We start from the raw sequence: 12114 nt of genomic DNA, 5'->3' as shown, positions 1-12114 counted from the left end.
ATCATCTCCGCGATGAGTACCTCGCCTTCCTTTCCCATCACCCCGCTCCTGCCCGAGATCGCCGCCTCTCTCGCGGCACACCCACGTCTCGTGCTCGAAGCGCCGCCCGGTGCCGGCAAGACCACGCAAGTTCCGCTGGCCTTGCTCAATGAACCATGGCTTGCTGGCAGCAAGATCCTGATGCTGGAGCCGCGCCGTATCGCTGCGCGCGCGGCCGCGCAGTTCATGGCGAAGCAGATGGGCGAGGAGGTGGGGCAGACGGTCGGCTATCGCATCCGTTTCGAGGCGAAAGTCAGCGCGGCGACGCGCATCGAGGTGGTGACAGAAGGCATCCTCACGCGCCTGATCCAGGACGATCCCGAGCTCACCGGCATCGGCGCCATCCTGTTCGATGAATTCCACGAACGTCATCTCGCCGGCGATCTTGGTGCGGCGCTCGCGCTCGATGTGCAGGGCACCTTGCGTCCCGAGTTGCGCATCGTGGTGATGTCCGCCACGCTCGATGGCGAACGCATTGCACAGTGGCTCGATGCGCCGCGCATCAGCAGCCCTGGCCGCAGTTTTCCGGTGCGCGTGGAATATCCCGCTGCACGCACGCAGGAAACGACCGAACATCAACTCGCGCGCATCGTACGGCAGGCGCTGGAAGAGAACGAAGGCGACGTGCTCGCGTTTCTTCCGGGACGTCGCGAGATCGCCCGCACGCAAGCCACGCTCGAATCGTCACTGGACGAGAACATCGCCATCGTCGCGTTGCATGGCGAACTCTCGATGGCCGAACAGCAGGCGGCGCTGAGTCCGGCCGAGCACGGCACGCGCCGCGTGGTGCTCGCCACCAATGTGGCCGAATCCAGCGTCACGCTGCCGGGCATTCGCGCAGTGGTGGACAGCGGCCTCGCGCGCGAACCGCGCTTCGATCCGAATTCGGGATTCACGCGACTGGAAACGGTGAACATCTCGCAGGCCTCGGCCGATCAGCGCGCCGGTCGCGCGGGTCGCGTCGCCGAAGGCACGGCGTATCGCCTGTGGCCGCAGAGCAAGCGGCTGGATGTATCGCGCACGGCGGAAATCGCGCAGGCCGAACTGTCCGGTCTCGCGCTGGAACTTGCTGCGTGGGGCATCACCGCGGAGAGCGGGAATCATCTGCCTTGGCTCGATGCGCCACCCGCCGGCGCGCTTGCGCAGGCGCGTGAACTATTGGTGCAGCTGGGCGCGCTCGCGGTGGACGGACGCATCACGGCGCTCGGACGCGAGATGCTCGAACTCGGCGCAACGCCGCGGCTGGGTGCGGCGGCGTTGCGCGCCGAGCCCGAACTGCGTTCACTGGTGGCCGACCTGCTGGCCTTGATGGAGGCGCGTTCCCCTTTGCGTGGCGAGCAGGCGCGTAGCGATGACTTCCGCGCACGCGTCAGTGCGCTGCATGTATGGCGTGATCGCCACACCGCCGGTGCGCGGGGCGGTGCAGATGCCGGCGCGCTCGCTGCCATCGAGCAGGCGAGCAAAGGCTGGCGTCGTCGTCTCGACATGCGTTCGGCCGCCACCGGTGTGCCGGACAGTCATGCCGTGGGCGATCTGCTGCTGCATGCCTTTCCCGATCGCGTGGCGCGTCGCGACGACAGCAATCCGCTGCGCTACACGCTGGCCAACGGCCGTGGTGCGCGCCTGCACGAAAACACGGCCCTGCTGGGGGAGCCGTGGCTGGTGGCGCTCGATGTCCGCTTCGAAGCGCGCGACAGCCTGATCCTTGCGGCCGCGCCCATCGATCCGCGCGTGCTGGAGCGCGACTATCCCGCGCAGTTCAAGCGCGAACGCGCCCTGCGCTGGAACGACGAACGCAATGCCGTCGAAGCCTTCGACGAACATCGCTACGCCAATATCGTGCTCGAACGCCGCAGCGTGCCCGTGAAGCCCGAAGACGCGTTGCCCGCCTTGCTTGCCGCCGTGCGTGCAAAAGGCATCGACGCACTGCCGTGGAGCGAGAACGCGCGGCGCCTGCGCGCTCGCATGCAGGCCTTGCGCGGATGGATGCCGGAACTCGGTCTGCCCGATATCTCCGACGCCGCCTTGCTGGACTCGATGGAGCAATGGCTCGCACCATACCTCGATGGCAAACGCCGCCTCGATGCCTTGAGCGCAGAAGAACTCTCGCAAGCACTCGGCACCTTGTTCGACTATGAGCAGCGCCGGCAGCTCGATGCCAACGTGCCCGAAAGCCTGACGGTGCCCAGTGGCATGACGCGCCGCCTGGAATACGCCGAAGGCGAAGCGCCCGTGCTCGCAGTGAAGCTGCAGGAACTGTTTGGACTTGCCGACACGCCGCGCGTGGCGAACGGGCGCATCCCGGTCACGCTGCACCTGCTTTCACCCGCCGGGCGTCCCATCCAGGTCACGCAGGACCTCAAGGGCTTCTGGGAGCGCACGTATCCCGAAGTGAAGAAGGAACTGAAGGGCAGGTACCCGCGTCATCCGTGGCCGGATGATCCATGGACGGCCGTTCCCACGCATCGCGCCAAGCCGCGCGGCACATAAAAAAGGCTGCCGACCTCATGGTGCGGCAGCCTCTTTTATCGATGAGCTTGAGTATCGATCAGCGACCGATCTCGCGCAGGCGCTTGCCGCTCATCAGGTTGCGTTCGATCTGCTCCAGCGTCACGCCCTTGGTCTCGGGCACCAGCCAGAACGTGAGCAGGATGAACACCGCGTTGAGCGCGGCATAGAGCCAGAAGGTGTTCGCGTTGCCGATGCCGTTGAGCAGGCTGAGGAAGCTGATGCCGACGAGGTAGTTGCAGGCCCAGTTGGTGAAGGTGGAACAGGCGATGCCGAAGTCGCGGCCCTTGAGCGGCTGGATCTCCGAGCACAGCGTCCAGATCAGCGGGCCGGCGGACATGGCGAAGCCGACGATGAAGGTCAGCAGCATCGCCACGGTGAAGATCTGCGCGCCCTGATCGTGGATGCCGTTGTGCATCATCAGGCCGACCACGCCCAGGCCAACGGCCATCACGGTAAAACCGGTGTAGAGGATGGGCTTGCGGCCCCAGCGGTCGATCAGCGCAATGGCAATGAAGGTGGCGAGTACGTTGGTGAGCCCAACGAGCGCGGTGAACCACATCTGTGCCGACGTGTCGTAGCCCATTTCCTTGAAGATGCGCGGCGCGTAGTACATCACCACGTTCATGCCAGTGAACTGCTGCATCAGCTGCAGCAGCACGCCCAGCCATACCGAGCGACGGAAATTGCGGTTCTCGGTGAACATGTGCCAGCCGCGCTGCGGCGTCTTGAGCTGCTCTTCGATGTCGGCTGCTTCACGCGCCACCACGGCGCTGTCGCCGCGAAGGCGCTGCAGAACCTCGATCGCTTCGTCGCGACGGCCGCGCATCATCAGCCAGCGCGGACTGTCGGGCAGGAACATCACACCAAACAGGAACAGCGCGCCGGGAATGGCGATGATGCCGAGCATCCAGCGCCATGCGCCGCTGTAGCTCAACGCGGTATCGGAGAGGAACGCCACCAGGATGCCGGTGGTGATCATCAGCTGATAGGTGGAAATCATGGCGCCGCGAATGTGTTCGGGTGCGACTTCGGCCAGGTACAGCGGTGCGGTGAACGTGGCCAGGCCGATGGCGAGGCCCAGCACCACGCGCGCGGCGATCAGCGTTTCCGGCGACCATGCCGCGCCCGACAGCAACGAGCCCAGCACGAACAGCACGGCGCCGAGGATCAGCGAGCGCTTGCGTCCCAGCGTGGCCGACAACCAGCCCGCGCCCACCGCGCCCACGGCGGCGCCGAACATCATCGAGCTGACGATCCATTCGATGGTGTGGTCGCTGACCTTGTATTCGGCCTGGATGAATTGCGTGGCCCCGGAGATCACGCCGATGTCGAGACCGAACATGAGTCCGGCCAGCGCGGCGAGTACACAGGTGAAGATGACGGTGGCCTTCGATTGCGCCGAGGATGGCGCGATGACTTGGGCATTCATTGAAAAACTCCCCCGCAGGCGGTGATGATGCTTCTATGGGCGTTCGTGGTGAGGCCGCTATCCCTCAAGCGGCGGCGATGACGTGTGGCGGCGGACCCGCGAAGCGCGGTTCCGGCATGCCACGAAAACCCGCATCGGCGAAGAACAATGCACCGGCGTAGGGCTGCGAAGCAAGCGCGGCGTCGTCCAGTCCGATGCGCGCGCTGGTGATGTAGAGCGTGGAGAAATCGGTGCCGCCAAAGGCGGGCTTGGTCGGCTGCGATGTCGGTACGTCGATGATGTGATCGAGCTGGCCCTGCGCCGTGTAACGTACCACGCGACCCAATCCCCATTGGGCATTCCACAGGCCACCATCGCGGTCGACGGCGGAGCCATCAGGCTCGCCGCGCGAATCGTCCAGTGTCACGAAGGTACGGATGTTGGAGACATTGTCGCCGTAATCGCAGCACTGGATGGCGCGCGACGGCGAGTCGCAGAAATACATGGTGTTGCCGTCGGGACTGAACGCCACGCTGTTGCTGATCGCCACGCCCGGCAAAGGCAGGCGCTCCAGCGACAGGTCGTGGTTCAACCGATAGAAACCGCCCACCGGCTGCTTGGGACCCGTGGCAGGTTCATGCAGCGTGCCGAACACGAAGCGCCCCTGGCGATCGCATGCGCCGTCGTTGAGTCGTGTGGCCAGATCGGCCTCCACGTCGGTCACGGGAACCATCGCTTGGGTGGACGGGTGGAAGAAGGCGAGGCGCGAGGCGAGGCCGAGCAGCAACCAGCCGTCTGCCTCGCACAAGGCGAAACTCGCCAGCCGTTCCGGCATCGTCCACTGATGCAGTGCGCCGTCGTGCGGACGGTAACGCCACAATGCGGACGCGAGGATGTCGGTCCAGTACAGCACCTGTCCACGATCGCACCACGTCACGCCTTCGCCCAGCGTGTTGTGCACCTGCATGGCCACTGCGGCGCGCGCATTCATACCCAACCTCCATCGACGATGAAATCCTGTCCGGTGCACATGCGGCTGTCGTCGGCAGCAAGGAACAAGGCCGCGCGCGCCAGATCATCCGCCATCAGGTAGCCGGGCATGCATTGCACGCGCGCAATCTCCGCTTCGCCGTCGGCGTCGAGCCAGAGACGGCGCTGTTTTTCCGTGATCACCCAGCCGGGCACCAGCGCGTTGATGCGGATGCCGTCGCGACCCAGCTCGCGCGCCAGCCCGTTGACCAGGCCATGCACGGCGGCCTTGGCCATCGCATACATCGGGTAGCCTGCGTTCTTCTTCATCCAGCCGGTGGAACCCAGGCAGATCACCGAGCCGCCGCCGAGCGAACGCATGTCGTCGCGCACGGCCTGCGTGGCGAAATACTGGTGGCGAAGATTGATCGCCATGCTCTGGTCGAACTCGGCCGCCGTGGTGCTGCCGAAGGTATGGCGCACGTCGTTGGCCGCGTTGTTCACCAGCACGCCGATCGGTCCGTGTACGTCGCGGGCCGTGGCGATGGCGGCTTCCAATGCATCGAGTTGGGTGACGTCGCAGCGCACGAACAGCGGGCGATGCGGGCAGGTCTCGAGGCCTCGCACGAGCTGCTCGCCGCTCGCTTGATCGATGTCGATGAACGACACGCGCGCACCCTGTTTCGCGAAATGCTCCACGAATGCCGCGCCGATGCCGGTGGCGCCGCCGGAGATGAAGACATGGCGCTCGGCCAGGCTGGGGTAGGTTGCAAACGTCATGCTCACCACTCCGCCACGCTGCCGTCGGCATGGCGCCAGATCGGATTGCGCCAGCGATGGCCCACCGCTGCACGTTCCGCCACGTAAGCCTCGTTCACCGAGATGCCCAGGCCCGCACCATTGGGAATGGCGACGAAGCCATCCTTGTATGCAAACACGTTGCGGTCCGTCACGTAGTCGAGCAGATCGTTGCCGGCGTTGTAGTGGATGCCCAGGCTCTGTTCCTGGATGAAGGCGTTGTGGCACACCGCATCGAGCTGCAGGTTGGCCGCGAGCGCGATGGGGCCGAGCGGGCAGTGCAAGGCCAGCGCCACGTCGTAGGCTTCAGCCATCGCCGCGATCTTGCGCGTTTCGGTGATGCCGCCCGCGTGCGAGGGATCGGGCTGGATGATGTCCACGCCGCCCATCTGCAACACGCGCTTGAAGTCGTAGCGTGTATACAGGCGCTCGCCGAGTGCGATGGGGGCGGGCGAAATCGCCGCCAGTTCCGGCAGCGCTTCGAGGTGATCCGACAGCACCGGCTCCTCGATGAACATCAGCTTGAACGGTGCCAGCTCGCGCATCAGCACTTTCGCCATCGGCTTGTGCACGCGGCCGTGGAAATCCAGACCGATGCCCACGTGCGGTCCCACCGCATCGCGAATGGCCTGCACGTTCTCCAGCACCTGCTCGACCTTGTCGTAGGTGTCGACGTATTGCAGTTCTTCCGTGGCATTCATCTTCACGGCGGTGAAGCCGCGCGCCACGGCTTCCTTGGCAGCGCGTGCCGTATCAGCCGGACGATCGCCGCCGATCCACGAATACACGCGGATGCGATCGCGCACCGGGCCGCCGAGCAACTGATGCACGGGCTGGTTGAGATCCTTGCCCTTGATGTCCCACAGCGCCTGGTCGATGCCGGCAATCGCGCTCATCAGCACCGGGCCGCCGCGATAGAAGCCGCCGCGATACATCACGTTCCACAGGTCTTCGATGTGGCGCGGGTCCTTGCCGATCAGGTAATCGGACAACTCGTCGACAGCAGCCGCGACGGTGTGCGCGCGACCTTCGACGATGGGCTCGCCCCAGCCGACGATGCCTGCATCGGTGTCGATGCGCAGGAACAGCCAGCGTGGAGGAACGAGGAAGGTAGTGAGACGGGTGATCTTCATGCATGCGATCCTTTGGCATCGGAGTGGCGGCGCCAGGCGTCGGCGAACGCGCGTGCGCGCGTCGCGACATCACTGGCGGGGCGACCGGGTGCGTAGAGAGCGGAGCCGATGCCGAAGCCGCCGGCGCCAGCCGCCAGCCATGGCTCCATGTTGTCGGGCGCGATGCCGCCCACGGGCAGCACCGCGAGATCCTTGGGCAACACCGCGCGCCATGCCTTGAGCACGGCGGGGCTGGCTTGCTCGGCAGGAAAGAGCTTGAGCGCGTCGGCGCCTGCCGCGAGCGCCGCGAACGCTTCCGTGGGGGTGGCGACACCCGGAACACAATGGAGGCCGGCCTGCTTGGCCGCGCGAATCACGTTGACGTCGGCATGAGGCATCACGATCAGGCGGCCACCCGCGTCGGCCACGTTCCCGACGTGGGCGGGATCGAGCACGGTGCCTGCGCCAACCAGATAATCATCCCCCAGCGCATCAACGAGACGGCGGATGCTCTCGAATGGCTGCGGCGAATTGAGTGGCACTTCGAGCATGCGAAAACCGGCGTCGACCAGCACGCGACCGATCTCGACGGATTCGTCGGGCGTCAGTCCGCGCAGGATGGCGACCAGGGGAAGGGGATCGAGCCAGGACTTCATGAATTCATGCCGTTGCTTGCGTGGAGATCAGGCCGGCCGCATCGGCGATGCGCCAGAGGCCGTGGGACGTGGTGGCGTCCGGTGCCTGGTGAATGGTGAGCCCGAAGATCGAGGCGGCCCTGAGATAGCGATCGCACAACGCGCCTTCGCCCACCATGTGTATGCTCGATGAGGCATCGGCCCAACCGGCGGCCACCGCGATGCGCAGTTCGTCGCCGATGAGTAGGCCGGAGAGATAGTCGGTCACGGAGGCCGGCGGCAAGGATCCATCGAGCATCAGGCTGCGCGCCGAGAACAGGCGCGACAGCGCGCCGGCCGCGCCGCTCTCGCGAGCGGCATCAACGCCACGGCGAAACGCCTGCTCGTCATCGACCGCGGGCGGCAAGGCGGCGCCGAGTATCGAATGCTGGGTCAGCAGTGCGAACAGTTCGCCCGTCATCACCGTGGCAAAACCAGTGACATGGCCGTCACGCAGCGATACCCATTTGCTGTGCGTGCCCGGCAGCAGCAGACAGCCGCGGCGCGCGACATCCGGCGCCTGTGCCAGCACGCCGACCACCTGTGTTTCCTCGCCACGCATCACATCGGGACGCGAGGGATCACGCAGGCCGGGCACGAGATGCAGCGTTCGTCCGGCGGCGTTCAAGGCGGTCAGCGCACCGGCAAGGCGATCGACGCTGGTGGGCGTATCGAGATACGGCACTTCCAGCCAACCATGGCGACTGCCGACCATGCCGCAGGCCAGCACCGGCAGCTCAGGCCAGTGCTCGACCGCCTGCGCGAACGCCGCAGGAAAGCCGCCTTCGGGAAGATGGCGTATGCCGTAGGGCAGTGCGCGTTTCTCCAGGACCTGGCCCTGATCGTCATAGCGGTAGGCCCGCAGCTGCGTGCTACCCCAATCCAGGCCGATGAGACCCTTGGTCACGCGCTGGCCTTCTTGCGCGCCTTGCTGCGGCTGCGCTGCAGATTGGTCTGCGAGTCCGCGATCATCGCCTGCATGGTCTTGCGCGCCACTTCCGGCTGCTTGCGCTTGATCGCCTCGAACACTTTCTGGTGATAGGGCAGCGAGTACTTGAAGTCGCCGGCGCTGCGGGCGGACAAGGTGAAGAACGTGCCAAGCGCGGTTTCGATCACCGAGAACAACGACTGCATCAGCTCGTTGCCGGTGGCATGCAGCACGGCATCGTGGAACATCAGGTCGGCCGTGGACCATTCGTCCAGGGTCTGTGCGGCATCCATGGCGTTGTACGCCTCTTCGATGTGCGCCAGCTGCACGGTGGTGCGACGCCGTGCGGCAGCGGCGGCAGCGGCGGGCTCGATGATCTCGCGCATCTCCACCAGCTTGTCGACGAAATCGTCGGTGGGCATGGAGGCGCAGCGCCAGGCCAGCACGTCGGCATCCAGCTGGTTCCAGTAACGCTCCTCCAGCACGCGGGCGCCCACGCCGGTACGCGACTCGATCAAACCCTTGGCCGACAGCACCTTCAGCGCCTCACGCAGCGCGGTGCGGCTGACCTGCAGGCTTTCGGCCAGGGTTTCCTCGCGCGGCAGGACGTCGCCGGGCTTCACCTTGCCACTGACGATGCGCTGCCCGAGTTCGTGCATGACGTGCCCGTACAGGCTGCGAACTGCGATCGGCTTCTTCATGAAATCCTCTGCCCCTTGCTGCTGGCGATGAGCGGTCCGTGCATTCGGGCATATAGGTAGCGCCCGATCCGATTGTCATACAAACGGACTATAAGCAACTTGTTCCATCCGTGCCAAGGTGTTTTTGCATGGATTTTTTCCCGCGTGAGCCGCGACCTTGTAGGCGCAGGCGGGAACATGCGATGACGCAATGCGGAATGTGCGCCTCTGCGCCGTGCTTCGTGCATGGGTGCGGTTGTACCGGCGCACCGCATGAAAGCGCCGTTTTGCGTTTTTGCGACGCTGCCACTTCGTGCGATGCCGCAACGCACCAGGGAAATTTTTCGTGCCGATGAACACTTGCACGATAATCATACAATGTGTTTGCATGCGGCCCATCGTGATACGCCGAAGGGGACACCAGGGACATGCAGCGTGCAGGTTTGATGGCTTCGATTCTTGGCCTGGCGACATCGTCGATGGTTGCGCATGCAGCGGATGCAAAGCGCGAAACCTTCGGCAGCCTGCCTGATGGCACGACCGTGGATGCGGTGGTGCTGAGCAATGCGCACGGCATGCAGGCGCGCATCATCGCGCTCGGTGCGAGCATCCAGTCGCTCGCCACGCCCGACCGCAACGGCAAGAGCGCAAACATCGCGCTGGGCTACGCCTCGCTGGCCGACTACGTGGGCAATCCGCAGTATTTCGGTGCCACCGTGGGCCGCTATGCCAACCGTATCGCCAAGGGCAAGTTCACGCTGGATGGCCACGCCTACAGCGTGCCGGTGAACAACGGCGTCAATTCGCTGCATGGCGGCAGCAAGGGCTTCGACAAGGTGCTGTGGACCGTCGCCGACGTGAAGCACGACGCAGACAAGGCCAGCGTCACGCTCAGCTACGTGAGCCCCGATGGCGACATGGGTTATCCGGGCAAGCTCACCGTCACGGCCACCTACACGCTCGATGAAGAGAACCGCCTTTCCATCGACTACCGCGCGACCACCGACAAGACCACCATCGTCAACCTGAGCAATCACGCCTATTGGAATCTTTCCGGCGAAGGCTCGGGCAGCGTGATGGAGCAGCGCCTCACCCTTGCCGGCGATGCCTATCTGCCGGTGGATGCGGGTTCGATTCCCACAGGGGAAATCCGCAAGGTCGCCGGTACGCCATTCGATTTCCGCCAGGCCAAGCCGATCGGCCGCGACATCCGCACCAACGATGCGCAGCTGCTCAACGGGCGCGGCTATGACCACAACTGGGTGATCAGCAAGGACGAGGCTCCTTCGCTGCGCATGGTGGCGCGCGTGGAAGATCCGGTGTCCGGTCGCGTGCTGACGCTCAAGTCGAGCAAGCCTGGCTTGCAGTTCTACTCGGGGAATTTCCTCGATGGCACCACCGTGGGCACGGGCGGGCACGTCTATCGCCAGGGCGATGCGTTCGTGCTGGAACCGCAGCTCTATCCGGACACGCCAAACAAGGCGTCATTCGGTTCGGCACGGCTGGAGCCGGGCCACGAGTACCGCAACCTGATCGTGTACGAATTCACCACCGAGTCGGCGCGCGGAGCGCACTGACCCATCGAGCATTCGAATCGAGGGCGCCCGAGAGGGCGCTCGTAGGGTCGCTTTGTCTTCAGAACAAGGTGGCCGCGCAACCAAAGCGTCGCCTGCATGAGGCGCGGCGCCACCGAGGGAGAGCTGATGAAGTACGCATTGTTGGCAGTGGCCATGGGCCTGGCGACCACGTTTGCCGTGCCGGTCCACGCGCGCGACACATCGGAACGCTGGACGCCCGCCGAAGCCAAGGCCTGGTACGCCAAGCAGCAGTGGCCACTGGGCAGCAACTACCTTCCGGCAAACGCCATCAACCAACTGGAGATGTGGCAGGCCGATACATTCGATCCGGCGCGCATCGACGAGGAATTCGGCTGGGCGCAGCAGGCGGGCATGACGACCATGCGCGTGTTCCTGCACGACTTGCTGTGGCAGCAGGATGCGGCGGGCTTCAAGAAGCGCATCGACACCTTTCTCGCCATTGCCGACAAGCACGGCATCAAGCCGATCTTCGTGCTGTTCGATTCGTGCTGGGATCCGGAGCCGAAACTCGGCCCGCAGCATCCGCCGATTCCTGGCGTGCACAACTCCGGCTGGGTGCAGAGCCCGGGCGTGGCAATGACCGATCCCGGCCAGTATCCGCGCCTCGAGCAATACGTGAAGGACATCGTGGGAAGCTTCGCCAAGGACAAGCGCATCCTGGCATGGGACGTGTGGAACGAACCCGATAACCCGGGCGGCGGCAACTACGACGCCAAGGAGCCGAAGGACAAGGAAGGCCACGTCGCCAAGCTGTTGCCGCAGGTGTTCGCCTGGGCACGCAGCGCCGCGCCGGTACAGCCGCTCACCAGTGGCCTGTGGCATCACGACGACTGGGCCGATCCGGCCAGGCTCAACGCGGTGGAGCGCACGCAGGTCGAGCAGTCCGACGTGATCAGCTTCCATGACTACAGCTGGCCGGAAACCTTTGCCGGTCGCGTGAAGCAGCTGCAGACGTATGGACGTCCGTTGATCTGCACCGAGTACATGGCGCGCGGCAACGGTTCCACCATCGACGGCATCCTGCCCATTGCCAAGAAGGCCGACGTAGGCATGGTCAACTGGGGCTTCGTGGTCGGCAAGTCGCAGACCAACATGCCGTGGGATTCGTGGCAGCGCCCGTACACCATGGCCCCGCCCACGCTGTGGTTCCACGACCTTTTCTACGCCGATGGCAAGCCGTATCGCCAGCGCGAGATCGACATCCTTCGTTCGCTGTCGCACGCGCCGCGTGGCGCGGTGCCGGCGGATGCCCTGACGTTTCCGATGCAAGCGGTCGGTGCCGGCCGCTGAGGCGGCGCCGTCTTTCCCACCTTCAAGCGCCGTCGCGGAGAACGACGGCGTCCTGAATAACGATGCCGCCGGCGCAGCCGGCGGGCCATGACCTCTGAGGGGAGGCT

The 12114-nt window shown here is 65.1% G+C and carries 11 protein-coding genes; 3 read left to right on the top strand and 8 right to left on the bottom strand.

Features of this window, described 5'->3' with window-relative positions; all coding sequences use genetic code 11:
• Positions 1 to 12 precede the first annotated feature (12 nt).
• Positions 13 to 2529, top strand: coding sequence for an ATP-dependent helicase HrpB (gene hrpB / locus ABIC75_RS16515; RefSeq protein ID WP_354014988.1), 2517 nt, complete (start codon positions 13 to 15; stop codon positions 2527 to 2529).
• Between the two features lie 58 nt (positions 2530 to 2587).
• Here the strand turns inward: hrpB and ABIC75_RS16510 are convergent, their stop codons facing one another.
• From ABIC75_RS16510 to ABIC75_RS16475, 8 genes are all read right to left on the bottom strand, one after another.
• On the bottom strand, positions 2588 to 3979 hold the full coding sequence (locus tag ABIC75_RS16510; RefSeq protein WP_354014987.1) for a sugar porter family MFS transporter: 1392 nt from the start codon (positions 3977 to 3979) through the stop codon (positions 2588 to 2590).
• Between the two features lie 64 nt (positions 3980 to 4043).
• Entirely contained in the window at positions 4044 to 4949 is a 906-nt protein-coding gene (locus ABIC75_RS16505) for an SMP-30/gluconolactonase/LRE family protein (RefSeq protein ID WP_354014986.1), read from the bottom strand.
• Positions 4946 to 5707, bottom strand: a complete 762-nt coding sequence (locus tag ABIC75_RS16500) for an SDR family NAD(P)-dependent oxidoreductase (protein WP_354014985.1) — start codon at positions 5705 to 5707, stop codon at positions 4946 to 4948. Before ABIC75_RS16500 ends, ABIC75_RS16505 begins: the two co-directional genes overlap by 4 nt.
• Before the next feature lie 2 nt (positions 5708 to 5709).
• Positions 5710 to 6858: a galactonate dehydratase gene (dgoD, locus tag ABIC75_RS16495; protein ID WP_354014984.1), complete on the bottom strand. Its 1149-nt coding sequence runs from the start codon at positions 6856 to 6858 to the stop codon at positions 5710 to 5712.
• Positions 6855 to 7493 carry a 2-dehydro-3-deoxy-6-phosphogalactonate aldolase gene (locus ABIC75_RS16490; protein WP_354014983.1) on the bottom strand — a complete coding sequence of 213 codons (639 nt, stop codon included), beginning with the start codon at positions 7491 to 7493 and terminating at the stop codon, positions 6855 to 6857. The genes dgoD and ABIC75_RS16490 overlap by 4 nt, the downstream gene beginning before the upstream one ends.
• 4 nt (positions 7494 to 7497) lie before the next feature.
• Positions 7498 to 8418: a 2-dehydro-3-deoxygalactonokinase gene (locus ABIC75_RS16485; protein ID WP_354014982.1), complete on the bottom strand. Its 921-nt coding sequence runs from the start codon at positions 8416 to 8418 to the stop codon at positions 7498 to 7500.
• Positions 8415 to 9140 carry a FadR/GntR family transcriptional regulator gene (locus ABIC75_RS16480; protein ID WP_354014981.1) on the bottom strand — a complete coding sequence of 242 codons (726 nt, stop codon included), beginning with the start codon at positions 9138 to 9140 and terminating at the stop codon, positions 8415 to 8417. Before ABIC75_RS16480 ends, ABIC75_RS16485 begins: the two co-directional genes overlap by 4 nt.
• 75 nt (positions 9141 to 9215) lie before the next feature.
• A complete protein-coding gene (locus ABIC75_RS16475; RefSeq protein ID WP_354014980.1) occupies positions 9216 to 9494 on the bottom strand; it encodes a hypothetical protein in 279 nt (92 codons plus the stop codon).
• 71 nt (positions 9495 to 9565) lie between these two features.
• Between ABIC75_RS16475 and ABIC75_RS16470 the strand changes: the two genes are divergently transcribed.
• Both ABIC75_RS16470 and ABIC75_RS16465 read left to right on the top strand, forming a co-directional pair.
• Positions 9566 to 10696, top strand: a complete 1131-nt coding sequence (locus ABIC75_RS16470) for an aldose epimerase family protein (protein ID WP_354014979.1) — start codon at positions 9566 to 9568, stop codon at positions 10694 to 10696.
• 126 nt (positions 10697 to 10822) lie between these two features.
• Positions 10823 to 12007 (top strand): 1,4-beta-xylanase, encoded by a 1185-nt coding sequence (locus ABIC75_RS16465; protein WP_354014978.1) that lies wholly within the window; start codon positions 10823 to 10825, stop codon positions 12005 to 12007.
• Positions 12008 to 12114: the final 107 nt, after the last annotated feature.

It is taken from the genome of Dyella japonica (genome assembly GCF_040545895.1).
GTDB lineage: Bacteria > Pseudomonadota > Gammaproteobacteria > Xanthomonadales > Rhodanobacteraceae > Dyella > Dyella japonica_D.
Note: the sequence above shows the minus strand (reverse complement) of the source record. Positions and strands in the feature narration are given on the sequence as shown.

Bases quoted from the DNA above. Each gene is read 5' to 3' on its own strand.
- hrpB (WP_354014988.1), top strand. From the start codon at position 13: ATGAGTACCTCGCCTTCCTTTCCCATCACCCCGCTCCTGCCCGAGATC.
- ABIC75_RS16510 (WP_354014987.1), bottom strand. From the start codon at position 3,979: ATGAATGCCCAAGTCATCGCGCCATCCTCGGCGCAATCGAAGGCCACC.
- ABIC75_RS16505 (WP_354014986.1), bottom strand. From the start codon at position 4,949: ATGAATGCGCGCGCCGCAGTGGCCATGCAGGTGCACAACACGCTGGGC.
- ABIC75_RS16500 (WP_354014985.1), bottom strand. From the start codon at position 5,707: ATGACGTTTGCAACCTACCCCAGCCTGGCCGAGCGCCATGTCTTCATC.
- dgoD (WP_354014984.1), bottom strand. From the start codon at position 6,858: ATGAAGATCACCCGTCTCACTACCTTCCTCGTTCCTCCACGCTGGCTG.
- ABIC75_RS16490 (WP_354014983.1), bottom strand. From the start codon at position 7,493: ATGAAGTCCTGGCTCGATCCCCTTCCCCTGGTCGCCATCCTGCGCGGA.
- ABIC75_RS16480 (WP_354014981.1), bottom strand. From the start codon at position 9,140: ATGAAGAAGCCGATCGCAGTTCGCAGCCTGTACGGGCACGTCATGCAC.
- ABIC75_RS16475 (WP_354014980.1), bottom strand. From the start codon at position 9,494: ATGATTATCGTGCAAGTGTTCATCGGCACGAAAAATTTCCCTGGTGCG.
- ABIC75_RS16470 (WP_354014979.1), top strand. From the start codon at position 9,566: ATGGCTTCGATTCTTGGCCTGGCGACATCGTCGATGGTTGCGCATGCA.
- ABIC75_RS16465 (WP_354014978.1), top strand. From the start codon at position 10,823: ATGAAGTACGCATTGTTGGCAGTGGCCATGGGCCTGGCGACCACGTTT.